Annotated in this window: 18 protein-coding genes; 5 read left to right on the forward strand and 13 right to left on the reverse strand. The window is 55.9% G+C overall.

Annotated elements, in window-relative coordinates:
- Window positions 1-50 precede the first annotated feature (50 nt).
- The gene (locus tag QRN31_RS25650) at window positions 51-629 is read left to right on the forward strand and encodes a hypothetical protein (protein ID WP_285435383.1); all 579 of its coding nucleotides are present in this window, start codon (window positions 51-53) and stop codon (window positions 627-629) included.
- 573 nt (window positions 630-1,202) lie between these two features.
- Here the strand turns inward: QRN31_RS25650 and QRN31_RS31710 are convergent.
- The 9 genes from QRN31_RS31710 to QRN31_RS25690 form a co-directional block, all read right to left on the reverse strand.
- A complete protein-coding gene (locus QRN31_RS31710) occupies window positions 1,203-1,592 on the reverse strand; it encodes an Imm50 family immunity protein (protein WP_502942523.1) in 390 nt (129 codons plus the stop codon).
- Between the two features lie 589 nt (window positions 1,593-2,181).
- Window positions 2,182-2,526, reverse strand: a complete 345-nt coding sequence (locus QRN31_RS25655; protein ID WP_285435385.1) for a hypothetical protein — start codon at window positions 2,524-2,526, stop codon at window positions 2,182-2,184.
- Between the two features lie 875 nt (window positions 2,527-3,401).
- Entirely contained in the window at window positions 3,402-3,791 is a 390-nt protein-coding gene (locus QRN31_RS25660; protein ID WP_285435386.1) for a hypothetical protein, read from the reverse strand.
- Window positions 3,788-8,488, reverse strand: coding sequence for an RHS repeat-associated core domain-containing protein (locus QRN31_RS25665; RefSeq protein ID WP_285435388.1), 4,701 nt, complete (start codon window positions 8,486-8,488; stop codon window positions 3,788-3,790). Before QRN31_RS25665 ends, QRN31_RS25660 begins: the two co-directional genes overlap by 4 nt.
- The gene (locus tag QRN31_RS25670) at window positions 8,488-9,225 is read right to left on the reverse strand and encodes a DUF4123 domain-containing protein (RefSeq protein ID WP_285435389.1); all 738 of its coding nucleotides are present in this window, start codon (window positions 9,223-9,225) and stop codon (window positions 8,488-8,490) included. The genes QRN31_RS25665 and QRN31_RS25670 overlap by 1 nt, the downstream gene beginning before the upstream one ends.
- A 24-nt stretch (window positions 9,226-9,249) precedes the next feature.
- On the reverse strand, window positions 9,250-9,576 hold the full coding sequence (locus QRN31_RS25675) for a hypothetical protein (protein WP_285435390.1): 327 nt from the start codon (window positions 9,574-9,576) through the stop codon (window positions 9,250-9,252).
- 1 nt (window position 9,577) lies between these two features.
- Complete coding sequence (locus tag QRN31_RS25680) at window positions 9,578-9,988, reverse strand: hypothetical protein (protein WP_285435391.1); 411 nt, start codon at window positions 9,986-9,988, stop codon at window positions 9,578-9,580.
- Window positions 9,989-10,169: 181 nt separating this feature from the next.
- Window positions 10,170-12,476, reverse strand: coding sequence for a type VI secretion system Vgr family protein (locus QRN31_RS25685; RefSeq protein ID WP_285435392.1), 2,307 nt, complete (start codon window positions 12,474-12,476; stop codon window positions 10,170-10,172).
- Window positions 12,477-12,610: 134 nt separating this feature from the next.
- Window positions 12,611-13,126 (reverse strand): Hcp family type VI secretion system effector, encoded by a 516-nt coding sequence (locus tag QRN31_RS25690; RefSeq protein ID WP_123434591.1) that lies wholly within the window; start codon window positions 13,124-13,126, stop codon window positions 12,611-12,613.
- Between the two features lie 416 nt (window positions 13,127-13,542).
- Between QRN31_RS25690 and QRN31_RS25695 the strand changes: the two genes are divergently transcribed.
- Window positions 13,543-14,220: a type 1 glutamine amidotransferase domain-containing protein gene (locus tag QRN31_RS25695; RefSeq protein ID WP_285435395.1), complete on the forward strand. Its 678-nt coding sequence runs from the start codon at window positions 13,543-13,545 to the stop codon at window positions 14,218-14,220.
- A 54-nt stretch (window positions 14,221-14,274) separates the two neighbouring features.
- Here QRN31_RS25695 and hglS read toward each other — a convergent pair whose 3' ends face one another.
- The 3 genes from hglS to QRN31_RS25710 form a co-directional block, all read right to left on the reverse strand.
- Window positions 14,275-15,651 carry a 2-oxoadipate dioxygenase/decarboxylase HglS gene (gene hglS / locus QRN31_RS25700; protein WP_285435397.1) on the reverse strand — a complete coding sequence of 459 codons (1,377 nt, stop codon included), beginning with the start codon at window positions 15,649-15,651 and terminating at the stop codon, window positions 14,275-14,277.
- 145 nt (window positions 15,652-15,796) lie between these two features.
- The gene (locus QRN31_RS25705) at window positions 15,797-16,744 is read right to left on the reverse strand and encodes an alpha/beta fold hydrolase (RefSeq protein ID WP_285435398.1); all 948 of its coding nucleotides are present in this window, start codon (window positions 16,742-16,744) and stop codon (window positions 15,797-15,799) included.
- Window positions 16,745-16,766: 22 nt separating this feature from the next.
- Window positions 16,767-18,221: a flavin-containing monooxygenase gene (locus QRN31_RS25710; RefSeq protein ID WP_285435400.1), complete on the reverse strand. Its 1,455-nt coding sequence runs from the start codon at window positions 18,219-18,221 to the stop codon at window positions 16,767-16,769.
- Between the two features lie 180 nt (window positions 18,222-18,401).
- Between QRN31_RS25710 and QRN31_RS25715 the strand changes: the two genes are divergently transcribed.
- From QRN31_RS25715 to QRN31_RS25725, 3 genes are all read left to right on the forward strand, one after another.
- Window positions 18,402-19,475, forward strand: a complete 1,074-nt coding sequence (locus tag QRN31_RS25715) for a diguanylate cyclase (protein ID WP_285435402.1) — start codon at window positions 18,402-18,404, stop codon at window positions 19,473-19,475.
- Between the two features lie 214 nt (window positions 19,476-19,689).
- Window positions 19,690-20,934 (forward strand): M20/M25/M40 family metallo-hydrolase, encoded by a 1,245-nt coding sequence (locus tag QRN31_RS25720; RefSeq protein WP_285435404.1) that lies wholly within the window; start codon window positions 19,690-19,692, stop codon window positions 20,932-20,934.
- 441 nt (window positions 20,935-21,375) lie between these two features.
- Window positions 21,376-21,678: a hypothetical protein gene (locus QRN31_RS25725; protein ID WP_090182781.1), complete on the forward strand. Its 303-nt coding sequence runs from the start codon at window positions 21,376-21,378 to the stop codon at window positions 21,676-21,678.
- 151 nt (window positions 21,679-21,829) lie between these two features.
- On the opposite strand, the gene QRN31_RS25730 is transcribed toward QRN31_RS25725, so the two are convergent.
- The gene (locus tag QRN31_RS25730; RefSeq protein WP_285435406.1) at window positions 21,830-22,699 is read right to left on the reverse strand and encodes an oxaloacetate decarboxylase; all 870 of its coding nucleotides are present in this window, start codon (window positions 22,697-22,699) and stop codon (window positions 21,830-21,832) included.
- Window positions 22,700-22,852: the final 153 nt, after the last annotated feature.

Raw genomic sequence — 22,852 nt, forward strand, 5'->3', positions numbered from 1 at the left:
CCAAGGGCCAGAGCCGTCTGCTGCCATCCATCACAGGGAATGTATCGCCTATGAAACTCCACGCACTGACCAAAGCCATCACCCTGGCAACCCTGCTGTCCACCGCCAGCCTCAGCGCCATGGCGGCGGAGATCCCGCTATCTGCCGTTGTGGAGGCAGATCAAGTCACCACCAAAGTGGTCTCGGTCGACGCTGCCGCCCACCAAGTCGTCCTGGAAGGACCTGAAGGCAATCAGGTTCATGTGCAACTGACGGACAAGGCAAAAAATCTCGGCAAGCTGAAAGTCGGCGATCAAGTTAACGTCAAAGTCACCCGCTCCATCGCGGCCTCCCTCGACACCGATATCGACAAAGGCCTGCCAGGCACCGTCGAACGCGCCGGCGAAGCCCGCGCCGCCCCAGGCAGCGACAACCCGGGCGGCGAAGCCTACCGCCAAGTACGAGTCCAGCTGAAAATCACCAAAATAGATGTGAAGAAACACAAGGTCACCTTCCAAAACCCCGCCGGCCAGTCCAAAACCGTTGATGTCGTAAGACCCGAAATACAAGCGAAATTGAAAGACCTGAAAGTTGGCCAGAGTGTCATCGTGACCTACACCGACACACTGAAAGTGACCAGCAAACACTGAAGTTGAGTATTAGCTCTAGAGATTGATTGTTCTTGTACAGATTTTTTGTATAAGAACAATCAGTTTTAATGGTCGAACTGGTGGGTTTGGAAAGTTTGCAAATAATATTTGGAACGACATTTAATAAAAGTTGTATCGATAAAATTCATGATTATGTGTGCGGACAACTTCAATAACTTCAATTAAAATACTTCCCGTTCGCCCAGTGGCAGGGCTCTTTACCGGTGCATGGATTGCCAAGGCCATTACACTGGGCGAACACCTTCTTGGGGCGCGGTATGTACCTGTCGTTTGATCTTGTTTTTCTGCACAACAAAGCCATCAATCAAAAAGCTGACCGGTTAGTCGATAATCGGGGTGGTTATTGTGTTGGGGTGATAATTTGTTTTTTTGTATTTGGGGGGACTGATTCGGGCGCGTGGATGTGTGGTAGGGGAAGGGCTGTCATTTGTGTGAGGCACGTAGCGGTGTTGGCGGTGGTGTATCTGTCCTGAGCTATCCCGTTCGCTCGTTGGTGAAGCACTCGCCGTTTTCTGTTGCGAAAATAAATTCGTCCAATTTTTGGCTATATAATTAGGCTGAGTTGTCATTGTAGTAAGCTTTTATATTTGTCATAAAAATTCTTTTCGCCACGCAGTCAAGTGTGCAATAACTATTGATTTCTATATGTATGTCATTGTAGGTTTCATTGTTATTGACTTCTATATGTATGGGGCCATAAAAGCTAAAATTTGAAATTTTGACATCGCTTATTTCGTTCAATAATATCTCAAATTCATACTCGTTGTGCCCGTTGCGTAGCCATTTTTCTGGACATGTATTTTCTTCTATGGGAGCGTACACCTTAAGTGTTATAGAGTTGTCCTTGAAGATCGCGTAAGAGATGTTAAGACTTTTAGGTGTGTATTTATCCCCGAAAACAGAAATCCATTGTTTTTTGTCGGATATTAAAGAAGTCCACATCTTTTATTTACTCATTTAAGACACGCAAAAAAGAAAGAAACAAGGGACGCCCGTTTGCCGGTTTCAGTCTAGCGGATATTCACAAGTCCAAGGTGGTGTGAACAGTTCTGGGTTTATGTTGTTCTGCTGAAGAAAGACATTTATGTCCTCTTCAGACTCTAGTGTTTGACACTTTATGATTGTGGTGTCGCTGCTATCAATACTATCTCTTGTTTCAAGTATGTGCTTGGGAATGGTAAATTCTATTGCGACAAATTTTGAGTTTTTTGAATTTTCCAAAAATTTGTAATAGCGTTCTCCGGGGTATCTGTCTGCGAAATTCAAGTGGTATACCGCGTATATGGCCACCCAGCTGCGCAAGGACTCGTCATTTGTAGGTAGTTCTTGCGCGATCTCCGAATAAGATTTCGCTTCCAGTCCCCACCAAACTTTTCGCGGGATGGTTTTCTTATTGCTCATATTTGTCCATTAAGCTGGTTCGGGCAATATTTTCGAGATTTTCATATTCCACGGGAGTGTAGTTGTAGTGTAAGTGATCAATAGCAGGAAAGTTTGGTAAAAAATAAGCAGGTGTTGCTCCATCGTGGTGTCAAGTCTTAAGCATATAGGATTCAATTTTCTCAATAAACTCCTCTTTGTTCTTTGTTTTGAAGTCTCCTAAAAAAACCTCAGAGTTTTTTACTGGTAAACCTTTGTGGTCATATTTAATTGTTAGAAATTCAATAATAAATTCCCCGTCCGGATCCCCCTCGGGCTCAACTCTGGCGTCAAAGCAATGACCAGTGCTTCTTCTAACTCCTCCTAGAAGAACTGAACTGCTGAACCATTCTGCAGTTTCTTTAGTAAGCTCTACTTCAAATAAATTATTTATTGTAATTGTCCAGCCGCTTGGTACCCGAATTGGCTGTAGTTTATATTTTAATGTGGAATTCATGTTATTTGGTCTTTTCCATGTATTTTTGAACTTGCTTCGGGGCGGCTGGGATTCGAATGCTGGAGCAGCGGACGCAGCTCGAACTTTCGAAAAGCCTTGGAGAGACTTGATCACGCATTGCGAACCGAGGTGCATCAACAAGCTCAGACGTTGCGGTAGATTTGTGGGGATTCCTCTGGACGAGTTTATTTTCTGTAGTGAAAAATAAATCCATCCTTTGGGTATTCTTAGTCTAGCGGGTATTCGCATGTCCAAGGCGGAATGAATAACTCTGGATCAATACTGTTTTGTTGAAGAAATCTATTAATGTCTTCTTCGGTTTTAAGAGTCACACATTTGGATATTGTAATGTCACTATCGTCAATGCTGTCTCTGGTTTCAAGTACGTGCCGTGGAATGCTGAATTCGACGGCGACATAATTGGAGTCTTTTGCGCTTTCTAAGAAATCGTAGAACAATCGAGTTGGGCATCGATTTATAAAGTCGATTTGATACGCCGCATATATGGCAATCCACTTGCGCAATAGATTGTTTGTATCCGGCAATTCCTGTGCAATCTCAAGATAAGATTTGCTTTCAAGACCATGCCAGACTTTCCTTGGTATGATTTTTGGCTTGTTCATTATTGTCCCGCGAAAGGTTAGGCCAATAGATACAAAAAAGAGGGGGGTTTATTTCTGTTGTGAGAATAAATCCGTACCATTTTATCTACATTTCCTTTTTTTAGTTTTTCTTCGTTTTTTTTTTTTTTTTTTTTTTTTTTTTTTTTTTTTTTTTTTTTTTTTTTTTTTTGACAAAAAAAAGGGGCAGATTTATTTTTTGTTATGGAAATAAGTCCACTCCAGTATCCACTTTTGCACATTTATTCCAAATAATTACAATGGGTATTCACAACGCCAAGGAGGAGTGAAAAGCGCTGGATCTATCCGGTATGTTTCTAAAAGGCTATTGATTTCTTCTTCTGAATTCATTTTTTCATAATTTAATATTTTGATGTCGCGGTCATCTATGCCATCGCTAGTATTGATAGTTTCAACTGGAATAGAGAATATGATCATTGCATACCGGGAGCTTTTTGCGTTGTTTATAAAGTCATAGTAGCGAAAAGGGTCGATCGAGGAAAAATCATATTTATAAATTGCGTATATCGCAGCCCATTTACGTAACAGTGGGTCTTCAGATGCTAATTCTTGTGCAATCGAATCGTAACCCTTGCCGTCAAGGCCATACCAAACACTTCGTGGGATAAGCTTTTGGTTGTTCATTTTTGCCCCTCGAATGAATTCGGCCAGTAAATGCGGATTACTTTGCCGTCTTTAGGATGAAGTTGCAAATGAGGTAGTGCTGCGTGCGGATCTGTAGGGCTATGGTTTGCCATGTAGACTTTTCTGGTTTCAATGTTGGATACTAGGGTGTCATCCCAGTGGTAGTACGACTCTTTCCCTTGCGGAGTGGAAAAATAGTCTTTAGCAGTTACTGAGTTAAATTCTTCGGCATTTCTATAACCCTCTCCGACGTACCTACCTCTGAAGAGCTCTTCAGCCTCGGCTCTATTATTGACAGTAACATCTTTTGCACCTCGATCGAGTTGATCGGAAGCTCTCTTGAACGTCGGGCTAGACCAACTAACCTCGGGCGCTGGTGGCTCCTTAGTATCAACCTTAGCTTTACCTGCAGGATTTACCGTAGGATCTTGGCTGCCCCCGGCGCCAGGACACCCATTCAACCCCAACGGATCCACCCACCCCGTAGGGTTAGGCACGTACTGGTAGTTATTCAACCCACCCGCAAGCTTGATCGGATCCGGCGTCAAAAACCGCCCGGTCCCCGGATTGTAGTAGCGATGCCGGTTGTAATGTAAGCCCGTCTCCGCGTCGAAGTACTGCCCCTGAAAGCGCAACGGGTTGTCGATTTCAGCCACGTCGAGGGCGGCGAGGTTGCCGTAGGCGCGATACTTGGCGGACCACATGATCTCACCGCTGTAATCGGTCAGTTCCTGCGGCGTACCAAGGTGGTCGAGTTGGTAGTAAAACGGCGTGGCTTTCAGTGGGCCTTCACCGTCGAGCATCGCCAGCGGACGGAAACTGCCCGGTTCATAGATGTAGGTGCGATAGCGGTTGTCTGCGCTTTCGGCGATCAGGCGCTCACCTTGCCACAGGAATTCAGTAGTGCTGCCGTCGACGGTTTTTTCGATGCGGCGGCCGAAGGCGTCGTATTTGTAGGTCGCAACGCTGCCACCCGGCAGGCTGGCGCCGATCAGGCGGTGCTGGCAGTCGTAACGGTATTCGGTGACGAGTTTCTGCCCGGTGCCGCGACGTTCTCGGGTCAGGTTGCCGTAGGCGTCGTAGTCGTAGTGGCGGTCGCCCTGCATCAGCAGACGGTTGCCTTTGACGTTGGCCAGGTGCGCGGCGGGTTGATCGCCTTGGCCCAGCAAGTTGCCGGCCGGGTCGTGGGCGAAGCTTTCCGGGGTGCTGCCGCGAACATTGATCAGGCGATCAAGTGGATCGTAGTGGAAGCTGCGGTTGCCTTTGCGGCTGTCATCGATGCCGGCGAGGTTGCCATTGGCGTCGTAGGCGTAACGACGGCGGAATAAGTTGCGATCTTTCTGGCTGACGCTGTGTGCTTGCAGGCGGCCTTGTTCGTCGTATTGGTATTGGCTCAGCAACAGGCCTTGTTGGCGCTGTAGTTCCTGACCGGCGCTGAACTGGTGGGTGGTCAGGCGCGAACCGTTGAGGTCGATGCTGCTTAGTTGACCACCGCGCTGATGGTGATAATCGAGTTTGCTGCCGTCCGGCAGGCGGCAGTGGCTGAGTTGACCGACCGTGTCGTACTCGTAGCGCAGCGTACCCCAGCCTTGGTGTTCGGTGATGAGGCGGTCCTGCAAGTCGTATTCGTAGGCGAGCGGCCAGTTGCCGTCATCGACGTTTACGAGGCGGCCAAAGGCGTCGTAGCTGTAGTGAATTTCCTCACCATCGGCCAGGGTTTTCACCAGCAAGCGGCCAGCTGCGTCGCGTTGGTACGCGGTAATCAGTTCGCTGCCGTCATCACCGAATTCGGTTTTCTTCAGCAACTGACCGTTGAGGTCGTATTCATAAGCAGTGCGACGACCGTCGAATCCGGTTTCCTGCTGGATCAGGCCGTTGGCGTAGTAATCAAGGTGATACTGCTCGCCACGTTCGTTTTCGATCTCGGTCAGCAACAAGCGCGAATTGTCGTAGCCGTAGCGCAACTGGCTGCCGTCTGGATTGATCCGGCGGCTGACGAGGTGTAGGCCATCGGCATATTCGTAGCGGGTGATGCGACCCAATTCATCGCGCTCGGCGGTGACCTTGCCGTAGGCGTTGTAGGTAAACGCTCGGGTGGCGCCGCCTGGCAGGGTGACCAGTGCGAGGCGATTGGCGGCGTCCCATTGATAGTGGGTGATCGCGCCGGTTTCTTCCTGGCGGGTGATCTGCCTGCCCAAGGCGTCGTAACGATATTTGCGCTGGCCGCCGTCGGGCAGGCTTTCTTCCAGCAGTTGACCGAGGTTGTTCCAGCCTAATTGATGGCGGCTGCCATCGGGGTGGCGGATTTCCAGCAGACGGCCCTGACGGTCGTAGCTGTAGAGGGTGGCGTTGCCGTCGGGGTCGACCTGTTGAGTGATGTCGCCCTGATTGTTGCGTTGATACTTCCACGTGGCTTTGCCGCGATGAACATCACTGACGAATCCATTGCTGTATTCATAAGTGACAGGTTCATCTTCCGGAGGAATGACGGCCGTCATCAAGCCGTCTTCGTCGTACCGGTATTCGGTCACAGCGCCCAACGGATCTTTTTCCGCGATCAGTTGGCCTTTTTCGTCATAGGCTTTGAGGTGTTCAGCGCCATCGGGGTCGATTTTGCTGACCAACCGCGCCTTATCGTCGTGGGTGTAAACCTCTTCGCTGCCATCGGCGTTGGTAACGGTCACGCTGCCTTTATCGTCCCAGACGTAGTGCGCTTCCATCTGCGAGAAACTCGCCCAGTGATGAACGCAACGCGCAAGTTTGCCTTCGTTCTCCCACTCCCAGAAGAAACTGGCGCCACCCGCCAGTTGCCGTTCAAGAATCACGTGTTGATCGTTGTAGCGATAGCGTTCGGCTTCACCGGCCGCGTTCTTCGCTTCGATCAGGCGATGCTGCTCGTCATAGCTATAGGTAACCAACGTCTGGACGGTGTTCCAGGCGTCTTCCAGATTGTCTGCCGGAAGGAACTGTTGATAGTCGACGGCGACGATGTGCTTGCGGTCATAACGCAGGAGGAGGGCGCGACCGGCACCGTTGTCGAGGCGCTTTATCCGCCCATGGATATCACGAGTGATGTGCAACCGGTTGCCATAGCTATCGCTGATGGCAATCAAGGTTGCGCCTTTGCTGTTGAAGCGGAAGTGGTAGAACGAGGGGCGGTTTCCGGCCTGCGCCAGAACAAGCTCCGACGGATCGTCACCGATGAAAATCGCAGCCCGAGACAGGCTGTTGGTAATAGCGGGGCGTTGTTGGCTCGGCAGCGGGAACGGCGTGGCACGGTTTTCGTGGTCGGTCCAGATGACTTCGTCACCGTTGATTTCGATCCGGTGTGCCAGCGCATGGCTCCAGCCGTAACCCAAACCGCAATCGATCTCCACGGCGCTGGTTCGGTACAGGCGTGTCCACTCAAACGGCAGCAGACCGTCGAGTTGGCCATCGCTCAACGTCAACAACTCTTCGCCAGTGACCATCGAAACGGGACATTTGTCGGTACAGGTTTTCGCGGCAGGCTCGGCGCTCTGGTTGGCAGGCGTCTTTGCTTGTCTGGAAACGTCATCACCGACTTTGCTCTTGCCCAGTTTCGCGTTTTTCTTCCCGTCAAACCGCAACTGCGCCAAACCACTCTTCACCTGAGCCGTCACACCACGCGCCGCAACCGCCGTGTATTTCGTGACGTATTCCATGAAGCCTTTGATGATCTTGAACACCGACTCCACAAAGCCTGTCACTGCCTTGATGATGATTTCGCCGTACTTCTTCAACCGTGCCGCGAGGTAAATGACGCCAGTGCCTTCCGCTGCGATGGTCAGCACGATCGAGATGACGATGTCGATGGCGATTCCGACGACCGCCGCCGTGGTCATTTTTGCGACGTCGCCAGCCATCTTCATCGGCGGCAGGCCCGCCAGCCAGATAACGGCGCTGCGCACCATCAGGAACAGGGCGGCCTCGTCGCTGGCCAGCAACATGGCCTTTTTCATGACGTCGGGCGTTTGTTTGGCGAGATCGATCAGTTTCTGAGTGCCGGCACCAAGGTCTTTCGCAAACTTGCCAGGGTCTTGCAGGATATCCAGCACCAGACTGATGCCGTCCCAGACGCCTTTTATCGCTTCCCAGCCGCCTTCAAGGATGCCGTTGCCGACAGCCATCGCGGTACCGGAAGCCGACACATTTGACCATTGCGGTTTGAAACCGGCCCACTCCTTACGCAGGAAACCTTCCAGGTCCGAGGTGAGACCGCCATAGGAACTGAACAGCGTATCGATCTGCGCCGGTGTCACTTCGTTGTGAACGCGGATCTTGTAGAACTTGCCCGGAACACCACCTGTCCATGCCGCTTTGCCTTGAGCATCCAGCTTGACCTTACTGATCGCGCCGCCTTCAACCGCAACGATTTCGACTTCGATATCGCCTAACGGGATGTCGTAAACCGATTCGAATTTGCTCTCGATCAGCAACGGCCCCTTGAGCGGACACTGGGCGACGTTTGAGGTGAAGTCACCGTCAGTCGTGCTCACTGATTTGCTGGTGTTGCCAACCTTAATTACTCGTTCCATTCCAAGCAGGGAGGGCAGGTCGGCGGCGCGGCTGCCTTTATCGGCGACTTTCGCGTACCAGGTTTTGGTTTGTTCCTGATACAGCTTCAAGCTGTCCTTGAACGTACTCAGTTGGTTATCAACGTAGGCAACGCGATCCATCAGCCTTGCTCCAGAATCAGGTGATTTAACAGTGCTTCATTAAGGTTTTTCGGAGCATCCGGGCGGCGCACGAAACGTGCGATTTTTAGCTTCAGGTTGCTCTCGGGGTAAGCGGCGTAGAGGTCTGGACGTTCAACTTCCAGCCACTGCATCAGGTTGCCGACCAGGGTTGACGGGTTCTTCTTCGCCAAGCCATCAAGCAACTCCTTCGGCACCTCCCACCAAGGCCAATCCTTCGCCTTCGGCACCACTCGCGGCCCAACGTCCAACCGCTTCCCATTAATCAGATACCGATCAAACACCGGCAGCACTTCACCCGCCGCATCACCCAATCCTTCCAGAATCGGATAAATATGCCGCCCATCCCAGAAGCGGAAAAACACCTCGCTGCCGTCGGGCATGCGCACTTGGGTCAGGCTGCGAAGGTGTTCGAACACCACGTCGGGCGAGCTGGTTGAAACCGCCAGCCAACCCCAGTCCTGCGCATCCGTCTCGGCAATCCATTGCAGAAAACCGGAGTTGGGATTCAACTCGACGAGGTAGGGCATGACCTGTTGCCAGCCCGCGTAGGGGGTGCCCCCCCAGATTGGCGTCGCCTGAGTCGTGGGATCGTTCTGATAAAGCGTCTTGAGCGCTTCGGCATCGCTGGCGGCGCTGACGATCAGGTACAGACGGTCCCCCGAACTCAGGGGGGATTCGGATAGCCATATCTGTGGGGTGATGTTTTCAGATGTCACAACTGTCGTCCTTGATGAGTGAATCTAAAAACTCATGTCAGCTTCAATATTTTCTTCGTAAGTGGAGAGCAACTTCTCAACGCTTTCGTTTCCAGAGTATTTTTCTTTCAGCTGCTTCAGCTTCTGGTCCGTACCCTTGCAGTATTTATTGATATCGCTGATGACTCGATCGAGATTCCCTGGATCGGCAGGATCCGGTTCAGGAATATCGCCGCGTAGAGAGTCACAGTTGTCTCTGCTTTGGATGTAGCTGGAGACGTCTGTCGGTACTGAGCCATCGCTTTCCGCTGCGCAAGAAATCAACGGCAAGGTCAGTGCAGCAAGTAACAAATAAGGCGTTATTTTGTGCATTTTAATGCCCGTCATTTGACCAGTGAGGTTTGTCACTACTTCCCCCAACGAATTTGATTACGCCATAAGAGGCACCGACGGTATGAAGCTCATTGTTCATTCCGGTTTTGGGGGCCGAGCTTATACTGACGGTCGTTCCAGAGGCGTTATTAATCGCTAAGGTCCCGGTCCAACTGATGTTCATGTCAATCGCCAGTTTCTGCGTATGCCTGGAATTGAGCGCCGGGGCGACGTTAAGTCCACTGATTCCGTAGCCATTCACCATGGCCCTGGCACCTTGTACAGAGGCCTGTTGGTCATAAGCGCCGGACGCGGAAACGTGTGCCCATTTGATTTTTATAACGTCACCCGGATAACTGGGAACTTGCTGTGGATCGAAGCCCGTCTTAAAGATTTTCCACGCCCAGTGCATTAAATAAGCTCTTTCCGGGGGACGGTACGTTGCGGAAATATGCACAGTCCCCCCGGCAGCTCTTACTGCATCGAGAAACTTGGTCGCGGATTCCCGAAATGGAGACGCAAGCGTAGTGAGGCTGGCGCTGCCCAGGAACCTCCCCACCCACTGAGCACCGCTTGGCTCGTCCGCTGAAACACTAACAGCTACAGGCGTCTGATCCGCAGTCGGAGTGAGTGTCGCTTGTAGTGTCGCCATAGTAAGGGGCCTCGATGGTGGCTTTTTCGGGTTTGTTGGATGAAACTTTTTGGGTCATTCCTTGACTGTCGGTAACACCCTTAACAGTAAGTCCAGATTCAAGCTTGATTCGGTAAGGAGTATCCGGCTTAGGCTTACCTGTTATTTCGTCGTTCAGGACGAACACTAAGTCGTGGGTGCTTTTTTCAGATTCCTGGATGGGGCTTGCGATATCACAAACCCCCGCCTTGCATTTCTCACACTCTTCACAAAACGGCGCATTACGCTTCAACGTATTAACCTGAGCCGGCGTCAACACCGCCCCAGCCCTGTCCGCATCCGCCTGCTTCAACACCCCAGGCAACAACGGCGCCGCCCCGGTCCCACTTCCCGGTCCGCCGCCGGAGTTCATGTTGATCACCGGCCCACTCAGGGTCACGCCGCTGGCGTCGATCTTGATGAAGCTGCCGCCGCCCTTGAGGGTCAGTTCGCTGCCGGCTTCGAGCACGACTTTCATGCCGCTGCTCAAGTGAATCTCTTGGCCGGCGTCGATGAATTGCCCGGTGCCGATCTTGATGTGTTGGTTGACCCCCACGGTCAGGTGGTCGTTGGCGCGGGCTTCGACTTTGCGGTCGGCGTAGACGGTGTGGTGTTCTTCGGCCTTGAATTCGCTGTAGCTGTTTTGCTCGACGATGTCGTGGCGTTCGTTGCCGACGCGGATTTTCTGGTCGTGCTCGACGTTTTCGTCCCAGTCGCGCTGGGCGTGGAGGAAGATCTGTTCCTGGCCCTTTTTGTCTTCGATGCGCAGTTCGTTGAAGCCGCCGCCACCCTTGGAACTGAGGGTTTTGAAGGTGCTGCGGGTCTTGTTCGTCGGCAGTGGGTACGGGACGACGTTTTCCTTGTGGTACAGGCAGCCGCTGATCAGCGGTTGGTCGGGGTCGCCTTCGAGGAAGGTGACGAGCACTTCCATGCCGATCCGCGGGATGGCGATGCCGCCGTAGTGGGCGCCGGCCCAGGCGGAGGAGACGCGCAGCCAGCAACTGGTCTTGTCGTCGGCCTGGCCTTCGCGGTCCCAGTGGAATTGCACTTTGACGCGGCCGTATGGGTCGCAGTGGATCTCTTCACCTTTGGGGCCGGTGACCACGGCGCTTTGGCTGCCGAGGATGCGCGGTTTCTTTTGCGTCAGGGGCGGGCGGTTCGGCACGTCCCACGGGGTCGCCTGAAAGCGGTTGCGGTAGCCCTGGTGGAAATCGCCCTTGAGGCGGGTGGTGTCGCTGGTGACCGATTCTTCCAGCACTTGCGGCTGTTTGCCTTCGTGCAGGACTTCGGTGAGCAGCCACAGGTCGTTCCATTTGGCTTTCGGGTGTTGGGTCAGGGCCAGGAAGTGGCCGCTGACCAGCAACGGCTGATCGCTTTTGCCTTCGGCGAGCTGGAAGTCGCTGCGGTGACGTTCCAGGTTGCGTTTGGCCAGGTGCTTGCCGCGTTCGCGGTCGATGAAGCGACCGGGATAGTCGTAGTCTTCGAGGTCGGGCAGGGCGTCGCCACGGTTTTCGCTTTCCAGCGTCAGGCGCGGCTTTTCGAAGTCGTAGTCGCGGCGGGTGGTGCGGCTGGTGCGGGTTTCCAGGCGCAGGTCGAAGCGCTTGATCACCGGGTCGGTGGCGACCATGCCGGAGTCTTGTTGATAGGCCACGGGCGCGAGTTTCGGGAACACCGTCTGGTCATCGCCGAACACCAGCTTGTGGGCCGTGGTGCTGTGCTGGAAGTGGTAGTGGATACCTTCTTCCTCGCACAGGCGCTGGACAAATTGCAGGTCCGATTCATCATACTGAACGCAGTAAATGCGCTCGGGATAAATCGCCCCGACTTTGAATTCGTAGGCATTGCTCTGGATGCCGTGCTCTTCGAGGACCATGCCGATGATTTTCGGCACCGTCAGGTTCTGGAAGATGCGTTGGTTGATGCGGTGCGCGAGGTAGGACAGTTGCGGGCGCAGGGTCACCGCGTAGCGGGTCAGGCGTTTGCCGGAATCACCCTGGGCGGCGCGATAGATCTGGCCATGGATGCCGCTGCCATCAGGCGAGAGCTGCAGGAAGGCCGGTTTGTGCAATAGCGTTTCGAGGTCCAGGGACGGCTGTTCACTGACCAGTTCCACCTCAAACACAAAAGGCTGGCTGATGGCTTCCCGACCTTGCAGGGAAAGGACCTGAAAGTCGCTGGAAAGACCTTCAATGGTCAGGGCAAAGTGAGTCTGATTGGCCGGCGCGAACATCCCTTGTTCCTCGTGCAGTGCAGCGGCGTTCGCCAAAAGCCCCAGGAAAAGGGGTCAGCAGACGCAAAATTCTGGAAAGGCGTAAACAACATCGACCAGCAGAGCTGGCCGATGCGTGAAGCGGTCAGCCGCGATTAAGCGACTGGCTGACGCCAGTCATCGGAACCCGAAGTACCGGATACTTCGTGGGTCCAGGTGATTTTGCGGTAGGTGAACTGCACTTCTTCCAGGTGCGTGAAGTGCGAGTTCGACGGATCCTGGCAGTTGTGCATTTTGTTGTTGATGGCGACGATGATCGCGTCTTCCAGTTTGGTGGTGTAGTAGTGCTCTTGGGTACCTTGAGCCGAAGTGCGGTACCACTGGATAACGATCTCGCTCATGCGCTCGCCGGAAGTCAGGGCGGCTTGCAGCAGTGGCGAAGACTTGTCGTAGACTTTGGTGATCACGACTGGCTTGTGTACGCGCTGGCCGGTTGGTTGGCCGGACTGTGGGTCACGCGGGATGATCACGTCGTGGCTGAAAGCCTGAACCATGACCTGGTCTTCGTGACCTTCCTGGTAGGTGTTGCCAACCGAGTCGGCGGTGAAGGCGCCGGCAGTGATCAGACCTTGTTTTTCGCCAGTGACGGACATGTACGCTGGTGTAGCCATGGATGTGCTCCTTGCTGAATAAAGTGAGGGTGCCCGGGAGGCGGTATCGCCCGGTGGGTGCCTGACTGTTATCAAGGTCCGTGCCATAAATTGATAAAGCCATGTAAATCAAGGTCTTGAGCTTGTTTTCAGGTTGTTGAAACGAGGTTGGGCCAGGAACACAAAAGAATGTGCGCAAGAACTTGCGCACCACTGCGCAACTTCTTGCGCACTCGGCTGAAAGGCTTGGCAGGCTGGGTGTTGAGCGCCAAGGTAGGACCGTTCTGAAGGAAGAGTGCGCAAGAACTTGCGCATCAAGGCTTTGCGCTATCACTCGATGACTCTACACATCCGGTGCAACGAATCGGTTGGCGCAGTGGTCCATAAACACAGCGCCGTCGAGCGTCCGAACAACCCTGAAACGGAGTGAGAACGACATGAAAATCCTGATGGTTTTAACGTCCCACGATCAATTGGGTGACACGGGTAAGAAAACCGGCTTCTGGCTGGAAGAATTCGCCGCACCGTACTTCGCTTTCAAGGATGCCGGCGCTCAGTTGACCCTGGTCTCGCCCAAGGGTGGTCAACCGCCGCTGGACCCGAAAAGTGACGAGCCGGACGCGCAAACCGCAGCCACCGATCGCTTTCGCAAAGATTCCGCCGCCCAGTCTGCATTGGCGTCTACCGCTCTGCTGAGCAGCGCGCGAGCTGAAGATTACGACGCGGTTTTCTACCCTGGTGGTCATGGCCCGCTGTGGGACCTGGCCAATGACAAGAATTCAATTGCGCTGATCGAGGCGTTTATCAAGGCGGGCAAGCCGGTTGCAGCCGTTTGTCATGCGCCCGGTGTGTTGCGTGACGTCAAAAGCGCCGACGGCCAGCCGCTGGTTAAAGGCAAGCGGGTGACGGGGTTTACCAACTCTGAAGAAGAGGCGGTGCAACTGACCAACGTCGTGCCGTTCTTGGTGGAGGACATGCTCAAGGAGAAAGGCGGCGTGTATTCCAAGGGCGCGGATTGGGCGAGTTACGTGCTCACGGATGGTTTGCTGATCACCGGGCAGAATCCGGCATCGTCCGAGGCGGCCGCAGAGGCCCTGTTGGCGAAGTTGAAATAACATCAAGAGATCGCAGCCTTCCTCAGGCTGCGATCTTTTTTAGGCGACCGAGGTTTACCTCAACGCTGCAAAACACGCTTCAATCGAACGCCGCTGCGTCTCGGCATACAACCCCAGTTCATCAATCGTCGGCCGCCCCAGGGCTTGTTCAAAAGCCTGGCGGTTCGAATGCACGCCGTAATTTACCTGCGCGGCATCTCCCAGATTGGACTGAAATATCCCCGCCGCACTGACCGGCAGAAAATCTTCGTACACCAACGGTTCCACCCGCAAATAGCCGCCGCTGAGCAGATCGTCCAGGGTCAAGGACTTCAGCTCATCCGCCGCCAGGCCTTTTTCCGTGACGAAATAGCGGAAGTACGCCAGTTCCTGTTGGCGCATGCCGTCATAGGTGTCAGGGAATTCGCCGAAATGCTGCGTCATCAACGCGTTGTAACGTGCGGCATTGGCTTCGTTGGGGAAGTCATTCAACTCATCGCGGGCGGCGTTTAGCAGACGGTCGTACAGCGCCCGGCCTTTGGGGGTGAGCGCCGCGCCCCGTTGTTCGATTTCACCAAAACGTGCGCTGTGGCTGCCGCGAGTCTCGGCTTGATCGGTGAAGGCAATTGGTTCGTCCAGTGCCTTGAAGCTGGTCTGGCGCAGCAGAATCGGGCACTGACGGCGGGGCGGGCCTTCGATCACGGCTTTGGGCGTGATGCCATGGGCGGGCATTTGTGCCTGGACGATGTCGATGTCCAGGGTGCGCGGCGTCAGGTGATTGATGTGCGGGCCTTTGAACGCCACCACGTCGGCGATCAGGCGGTGCTGTGCGCTGAGTTTCTGGTACTGCTCGGCGGTGACGGTGGCGCTGTGGTGCCAGCGAAAGGTTTCCAGCGCCTGTTCGACGAAATCCCGGGCCTCTTGTTCGGTAAGGCCGCCTTCGGTTTCAGCGCGCTCGATCAGTGCCAGCGCGGTTGGGGTGAAGATCTGGCGTTTATCCAGTACCGACTGGGCGAAGGCCCGCAGTGCCGGGTCTTCGATCAGTTCCAGGCGCAGCAGCGAGGTGAACACCCGAAACGGGCTGACTTGAAGCGAGGCTTCGTGCACAGCGCGGAATGCGGTGGAATGCACCGGTACGCCGGCCGGGGTCAGGTCGTAGTAACCGACCGGTTGCATGCCCATCACCGCGAACAGGCGGGCGAGGGTGGCCAGTTCGCCAGCGGTGCCGACGCGGATGGCGCCGTGTCGCTCAAGGTCCAGTCGCTCGATTTCGCCGGTGCTGTTCAATTGCCGGGCGATCTGCGGGTCGCTGTCCAGCACGTGACGGTTGGTCTGCTCCACCAGTTCCATCAGCGCGCCGTACAGCGGCACTTCTTCGCGGTACATGTCGGACATCGCTTTGGAGAAGCGTTGGCGGATCAGGTCAGGGCTGACGAAGTTTGGGTGGCTCATGAAAAAAATTCCTGGCGCGGTGACGTGAAGGATGGGGGAAAAGATCGCAGCCTTCTGCGGCGCCGACAAACGAAGAATCTTACGGACTTCATTCTGCCAAGGACTGCATGCACCTGTCCGGTGTAGCCGCTACCGAGCCCGGTGGTTACAGGTGAGAACGGCTTTCCGAGCGCAGCGATCCGAGGAACTCCCGGTACAGTCGCGCTGCATTGGTCGGCTGTTCGACCATTGGCATATGGCCGCTGTGGTCCCAGATGACCACTCGCAAATCAGCAATGCCTTTACTCCACACGGCCACGCTGCTGACATCGATCAAGCGATCCTTGTGGCCCCATAGCAACAGGGCCGGGCATTTGATGTCGGGCAGTTTGGGCTCCATCGGCGGGCTGGCACGGAAATCGTTGAAGATTTCCTCCAGCTCCTCGCGACTCTGTTCATAGCGCAGCGCAATCGCATCCAGCACCACCCCCGGCACCCACGGCGGCTCGGCCATGGTCATGGCGTAGAAACGCCGGAATTCCTCCCGCGAATGAATCAAAAACGGGTTGTGTCCCTTGGCCAGGTGTCGCTCCAGGTCGCTGGCTTCGGGGGCGGTCACGCCGGCCGGATCGATCAGCGCGACCGAGGCAATCCGCTCCGGATACGTCGCCGCCAGCCACGCCGCCATGTAGCCGCCCATCGAGTTGCCGATCACATGGACCTTGTCGACCCCGCAGACGTCCAGCAGCTGGATCATTCGTTTGGCCTGCAGGGGGATGTCGTAGCCGCCCCCGGCCTTGAAGCCGGTTTCGCCATGACCGGCGATGTCGGGGATGATCACGCGATAGTTGCCGACAAAATGCCGGGCGAAACGCAGCCAGATGTTCTTGTCGGCGCTGTAGCCATGCAGCATCAGCACGCTGCTGGACGCTTCGTATGGCCCGCCTTGCCACGTCGACACGGTCATTTCGGCGATCGGCACAACGATCTTGTGCAGCCGATACAGCTTGGCCTCCAGGGCCGTGTCCAAGTCATACAGCCAGTAACCGATGGCCGGGTAGCTCAACCAGCTCCAGGCTACGAAAACGGCGATAGCGACAACTAAAACAAGCATCAGGCGTTTTCCTTGGCAGTGATCAGGACAAAATGTGGTCGGCGGGTTTCAGTGCCCGGGTCAACCGGTGATAGCTGAAACTGAACCCCGGAAACATGGCAACGACGTGACCGCTCCTGCTTTGATACCAACTGTGGCAGCCGCCGGACTTCCAGACGGTGCGTTCCATTTCCCGGTGGATCATCTCAGTGTAGGTACGTTCTGCCTCGGGGCGAACTTCGATGCTGCGCAAACCGCGTTCTTTGAGCGTGCGAATGCAGTCGAGGATGTAGTTCATCTGCGATTCGATGATGAACAGCGCCGAGGTGTGGCCGATGCCGGTGTTGGGGCCGGTGACGATAAACAGGTTGGGAAAGTCCGGCAGGCTGGTGCCCAGGTACGCCCGGGGATACTGCGCCCAGACGTCTTTGAGCCGGGTGCCGTTCTTGCCGGTGACCGGGTAGGAAATCACCCCGTCGGTGGCGTCGTACCCGGTGGACCAGACGATCAGGTCCAGATCGATGTGCTGGCCATCCTGGGTGACGATGCCGGTTTCGTCGATGGATGCGATGCCTTGCTCGCGGCTGTGCAACGTCACGTTGCTGCGCCCCAGCGCCGGGTACAGGGTGCTTGAGATAATCACGCGCTTGCAGCCGATGGTGAAGTCCGGGGTCAGTTTTCGACGTAATTCGGGGTCGGGCACCTGGCGCTTGAGGAAGCGCAGGGCGTGTTGCTGGACCATGCGAATCGCCGGTTTTGAGTACTTGAAGGCAATCACCCGGGTTTCGAACTGCCAGTAGAGCATCCAGCGCAGCAGCTTATACGCTGGCTTCAGACCCAGCAGCCAACGCTGGAAGGGGCCGAACGTGCGGTCGGCGCGTGGCAGCACCCAGTGTGGCGTGCGCTGGAACACATGCAGGTGCTCGACGTCGGGAGCAATCGTCGGGATGACCTGCGCGGCACTGGCGCCGCTGCCGACGATGGCGACGCGTTTGTGTCGGTAGTCGAAGGCGTGATCCCAATTGTTCGTGTGAAAAGTCTTGCCTTGAAAGCGTTCCTGGCCTGCGAAACGCGGGATGACCGGTTGGCTCAACGGCCCCGTGGCATTGATCAGGAACTGCGCATAAAAAGTGCCTTTGGTGCCGGTGTGGACGGCCCAGCGCTGATGGTCGGCGTCCCATTCGATGGATTCGACATTGGCTTGCAACTCGACTCTGTCGCGCAGGCCGAAGTGGTCCACCACGTACTCGGTGTAGTGGTGCAGCTCGGCCTGTTCGGCGAACATTTGCGTCCAGCGGTAAGGAGCGAAGGACAGTGAATAAAGCGGCGAGGGCACGTCGACGGCGGCTCCGGGGTAAGTGTTCTGGCACCAGGTGCCGCCGAAAAAATCCCGTCGTTCCAGCAGGCGAAAATCGTCGATGCCTGCCTTGAGCAAATTGATCGCCGCGCACTGACCGCCAAAACCGCTGCCGATGATCAACACTTGAAAGGTCTGCATGGGCCTCCTTGGTAAGGGTTGCTGATCGAACCCTCTCTTCATGTATAGCCAAACATTCGCCGCTCGACCTGCACAAACCCGGCTGCCCGCCGGTGATGGCTATTTAACGTTGCCCTGATAGACTCCCAGCACACCTGCTAACCCGGTGCTATCAGGTTCCGCTCAGGCGCAGAGGCCCTTATGGGAAAAACGGGAGGAAAAGGGCTTTCTCTGGCCAGGAGGCTCTACACATCGCGAACCCTGGGCTTGTTGCTTGGGATGTTGTGCGTGGGCGCGGCGATGTATCCACTCGATCCGGCGCCATGGGTATGGGGGCTGATGGTCTTCAATGGCGTGCTTTGGCCACATGTTGCCTATCAATGGGCGCGTCGGGCGAAGGTTCCCTTTCACGCCGAACATCGCAACATATTGATCGACGCCTGCCTGGGCGGATTCTGGGTCGCGGCGATGCACTTCAATCCGCTGCCGAGCGCGGCGACGCTTTCGATGATGGCCATGAATAACGTGGCGATTGGCGGATTGCGTTTCCTGCTGGTGGGAACGGTCGCGCAGGTTCTCGGCATTGGTGTCGGCATGCTGGTGTTCACACCGGCCTTCATCGCGCCAACCAGTCCGTTGCAGCTCTATGCCTGTTTGCCGCTGCTGACCCTGTACCCACTGGCGCTGGGCTGGATCTGTTTTCGGCAGGCCACCACCCTGGGCCGGCACAAACGTGAACTGCTGGCCCTGAGCCGCACCGACAGCCTCACCGGCCTGCTGAACCACGGGGCCTGGAAAGATCAGATGGAAGTTGAATTCCAGCGTTGCCAGCGCCAGCAACAGGGCGGCGCGATTGCGCTGATCGACATCGATCATTTCAAAGCCATCAATGACACTTACGGCCACGTCGCCGGGGACATTGTGTTGCGTCAGCTGAGCAAAATGCTCAAGCAGAATCTGCGGGCAACTGACGTGGCGGGGCGCTATGGCGGTGATGAGTTCTGCGTTTTGTTGCCGGACTTGCCCCTCGACAGCGCCGCGGCTGCCATGGATGCCTTGAGGGATCGCTTCGCCACGTTAGGTTACGAGCAGAACCCGGCGCTCAACGTCAGCCTGAGCATTGGTCTGGCAGCGTTCAGCCCGGCACACACCGACGCCACCCTGTGGCTCAACGACGCCGATCAAGCGCTCTACGAAGCTAAGACCACCGGCCGCAACCGCGTGATCTGCCGCATTGGCGGCCAGCCCCAGCACGAACTGCTCGACCCGGTCTGAAAGACGCATTTATCCCTCTGTGGGAGTGAGCCTGCTCGCGATGGCGGTAGTTCATTCAATATCAATGCAAGCTGACCCACCGTCATCGCGAGCAAGCTCGCTCCCACAGGGGATTGCGGTGTGTCAGGTCTATGGGTGTCGCATCCGGTCTAGAGCCTTGCGCCGTAGTCAGGTAGGGTGTTTTTGCCCCCCGACACGAAACAAGGACCGATTCATGACGCTCAAGCTCCCTCGCTCACTGCTGGCCACTAGCCTTGGCCTGACCCTCGCCCTCGGTGCTTTGGCCCCTGCGGCTTACGCCGAACCGCACAAACAAGTCTTCGCCGATTCCGAGCAATACAAAGGTGAAGCCCTGAAACTCCTGGAACGCCTGGTGAACATCGACTCCGGTTCCGGCTATGAGCCCGGCCTGACGCAAGTGCGCGACATCGCCATCGATGAGCTGAAAAAGCTCGGTGCCACCATCGAACTCGTGCCGAATACGCCGGACAAGAGCAGTCATGTGATCGCCACGCTCAAAGGCACCGGCAAGGCGAAAATCCTGCTGATGGCGCACATGGACACGGTGTTCAAGGAAGGCTCGGCCGCTGAGCGCCCGTTCCACATCAAGGATGGGCGCGCCTACGGGCCGGGCGTGATGGATGACAAGGGCGGCATCGTCGCCGGGATCTACGCGTTGAAAGTCCTGAAAAATATCGACTTCAAGGACTATGCGCAGATCACGTTCCTGCTCGACGCCAGTGAAGAAACCGGCTCGGACATCGCCACCGACCTGATCAAAAAGACCGCCAAGGCCCACGACGTAACCCTCAACCTCGAACCGGGCCGCCCGGCGGATGGCCTGGTGGCGTGGCGCAAAGGCAGCGCCACCGCCGTGGTCGAAGTCAAAGGCAAAGCCGCTCACGCCGGTGTCGCGCCGGAGCTGGGACGCAACGCGGCGATGGAGGCCGCGCACCAGATTCTGCAGCTCGGCAAGCTGGGCGACGAAACGAAGAAAACCACCATCAACTTCACCGTGCTCAAGGCCGGCGACCGAACCAACGTGATTCCAGACCAGGCAACGGCCAAGGCGGATGTGCGGGCAGCGGTGCCTGAAGAGTTTGACCGCATCGAGAAAGACCTGGCTCGGGTGTCCCAGGACAAGTTGATTGCGGATACTCAAGTCACGACCACCCTCCAGCGCGGCCTGCCGCCGATGCCGCAGACGGCGGAATCGGATCGACTGATGGCGATGGCGCAAGGGATTTACGGTGAACTCGGTCGCAAGTTGACCGAAGAAGGCAGCGGCGGGGCGGCGGACGCCAGTCTCTCGGCCGGTGTGGGTACGCCGACGCTGGATGGGTTCGGGATTGTTGGCGGCAATATCCATACGCCCGAGGAGTACGCGGAGGTCGAGAGCGTGGCGCCGCGGATTTATCTGCTGTCGCGGATGATTATGGAGTTGGCCAAAGCTCACTGAATGATCGTTCCCACGTCGAACCGTCTGCGTGGGAATGCCTCAACGGACGCTCCGCGTTCGGCTCCGGAAGGGACGCAGAGCGTCCCGGGCTGCATTCCCACGCAGACGGTTCGACGCCTCGACGTGGGAACGATCGACTTGTGGCGCACAACTTTCCAAGACGTTTCCTACAACGTACCCTGTTGCCGCGTTTCGGTATCGACCCCTATAGTTCGGGCTCGCGGAAAACTCTGCGAACGACCTTGGCCGGTCGACCACACCAAACGCATCAGTGTCATTGTTCAGGCATTTTCATGTCTGGATATCGTGTTATGGCAGCTGTGCGCGGGACACCTTAGGGTGTGCCGGTTGTGGGTGTGCCGGTCGGCCAACCCGCACACAGCTGCCACCTTAATTCGCTTGGCCGCGAACGGTGGTAGCTCAAATATGGAGTTACACCCCATGTTCGACCAAGTCATGCCGCGCTACCTCCCCATCGACACCTACGACGCCGAAAACCCGGTGCTCTTCATCAATACCCACAAAGAACTCAGCGACCTCGCCGCCTGCGCGGCGCATCGCTTTACCGTGGTTCGCGATCTGGCGGACACCTTGTCCACGCTGGGCCTCAAAGGCATTTCCGATTGTGATTTAACGCGTGTGACGAGCGCCGTGCATCTGTTGATGCGCGAGGGCTGTGCGATTCTGGATGTCATTCAGGCGCGGGCGTTGCAGCGGGAGGAGGGGTTCAAGACTGCAGTTTAACGGTGATTGAACTGACGCCATCGCGAGCAGGCTCACTCCCACATTGGATTGCAGGCGTACACAAATCATGTGTCCACCAAAAAATCACTGTGGGAGTGAGCCTGCTCGCGATGGCGTCGGCTCGGTTCACACACTCAAACGTGCTAAACCGTTATTCCTTCACACTCATAAACTCTTCCGCCCAACGAATATATTCCTCGGGCTGCGTATAAGTATGAGTCAGTTCGGTGGCGCTCAAATCCGCCGCTTGGGTAAATATCTGCCGCTGCTCGCGCAGGCTGTCGTAAGTTGCCTTGATCGCCGCAAAGTACGCGCCGTGACCGTCGATGGTCACCCGCACGCCCAGTTCAGCCAGGCGTTTGTCATCGCGCAGCGCCGGGTTGCCGTAGGTGACCAGCATCAGCGGTACGCTCAGGTGTTCGGCAATCTTTTCGAGGTGTTCGAAGTCGCGCACGCCGACCATGCAAATGCCGTCAGCACCGGCTTTCTGGTACTGCTGGGTGCGGCTGATGACTTCCTGCACCGGCAGTATCCCGGCATTGGTGCGAGCAATGATTGCCATCTCTGTATCGACCCGCGCTTCCAGAGCTGCGCGAATCTTGCCGACGCCTTCCGCGACCCCGATCAGGTCGGTGGATTTGCGGCCGAATTGTGCCGGCAGCAGGGTGTCTTCGATGGTCAGCGCAGCGATGCCGGCGCGTTCCAGTTCGACGATGGTGCGCATTACGTTGAGTGCGTTGCCGTAGCCGTGGTCGGCGTCGGCGATCACGGGTAATTGCGCCACACGGCCAATGCGCGTGGCCTGCTCAGCGAATTCGCTGAGGGAAATCAAGGCGAAGTCAGGGGCGCCCAGCACCTGCAATGAAGCAACCGATCCCCCCAGGATGCCCACTTCAAAACCCAGGTCAGCGGCAATACGGGCCGACATCGGGTCGAAGACCGACGCCGTGTGATAGCAAGCGTTGGACGCAAGCAGCTCGCGAAAGCTACGGCGCAAATCTTGATGAGAGAGCCTGGACATATGAGTTCCACCAATACAAAGGAATGGAAAGGCTTGAGCAAAGGTGTCAACGCCGAAGGAACAAAAGGCTATCACGCGGGGGAGGTGAAGATGATGACGAATTCAGCACGGACATAAGTCTGTTAATCAGCCCCCCAACTTGGATGCCAAAAA

It is taken from the genome of Pseudomonas sp. fls2-241-R2A-110, from assembly GCF_030209165.1.
In the GTDB taxonomy this organism is placed as follows: Bacteria; Pseudomonadota; Gammaproteobacteria; order Pseudomonadales; family Pseudomonadaceae; genus Aquipseudomonas.

Bases quoted from the DNA above. Each gene is read 5' to 3' on its own strand.
- QRN31_RS25650 (WP_285435383.1), top strand. From the start codon at position 51: ATGAAACTCCACGCACTGACCAAAGCCATCACCCTGGCAACCCTGCTG.
- QRN31_RS31710 (WP_502942523.1), bottom strand. From the start codon at position 1,592: ATGTGGACTTCTTTAATATCCGACAAAAAACAATGGATTTCTGTTTTC.
- QRN31_RS25655 (WP_285435385.1), bottom strand. From the start codon at position 2,526: ATGAATTCCACATTAAAATATAAACTACAGCCAATTCGGGTACCAAGC.
- QRN31_RS25660 (WP_285435386.1), bottom strand. From the start codon at position 3,791: ATGAACAACCAAAAGCTTATCCCACGAAGTGTTTGGTATGGCCTTGAC.
- QRN31_RS25665 (WP_285435388.1), bottom strand. From the start codon at position 8,488: ATGGATCGCGTTGCCTACGTTGATAACCAACTGAGTACGTTCAAGGAC.
- QRN31_RS25675 (WP_285435390.1), bottom strand. From the start codon at position 9,576: ATGCACAAAATAACGCCTTATTTGTTACTTGCTGCACTGACCTTGCCG.
- QRN31_RS25680 (WP_285435391.1), bottom strand. From the start codon at position 9,988: ATGCACTGGGCGTGGAAAATCTTTAAGACGGGCTTCGATCCACAGCAA.
- QRN31_RS25685 (WP_285435392.1), bottom strand. From the start codon at position 12,476: ATGTTCGCGCCGGCCAATCAGACTCACTTTGCCCTGACCATTGAAGGT.
- QRN31_RS25690 (WP_123434591.1), bottom strand. From the start codon at position 13,126: ATGGCTACACCAGCGTACATGTCCGTCACTGGCGAAAAACAAGGTCTG.
- QRN31_RS25695 (WP_285435395.1), top strand. From the start codon at position 13,543: ATGAAAATCCTGATGGTTTTAACGTCCCACGATCAATTGGGTGACACG.
- hglS (WP_285435397.1), bottom strand. From the start codon at position 15,651: ATGAGCCACCCAAACTTCGTCAGCCCTGACCTGATCCGCCAACGCTTC.
- QRN31_RS25705 (WP_285435398.1), bottom strand. From the start codon at position 16,744: ATGCTTGTTTTAGTTGTCGCTATCGCCGTTTTCGTAGCCTGGAGCTGG.
- QRN31_RS25710 (WP_285435400.1), bottom strand. From the start codon at position 18,221: ATGCAGACCTTTCAAGTGTTGATCATCGGCAGCGGTTTTGGCGGTCAG.
- QRN31_RS25715 (WP_285435402.1), top strand. From the start codon at position 18,402: ATGGGAAAAACGGGAGGAAAAGGGCTTTCTCTGGCCAGGAGGCTCTAC.
- QRN31_RS25720 (WP_285435404.1), top strand. From the start codon at position 19,690: ATGACGCTCAAGCTCCCTCGCTCACTGCTGGCCACTAGCCTTGGCCTG.
- QRN31_RS25725 (WP_090182781.1), top strand. From the start codon at position 21,376: ATGTTCGACCAAGTCATGCCGCGCTACCTCCCCATCGACACCTACGAC.
- QRN31_RS25730 (WP_285435406.1), bottom strand. From the start codon at position 22,699: ATGTCCAGGCTCTCTCATCAAGATTTGCGCCGTAGCTTTCGCGAGCTG.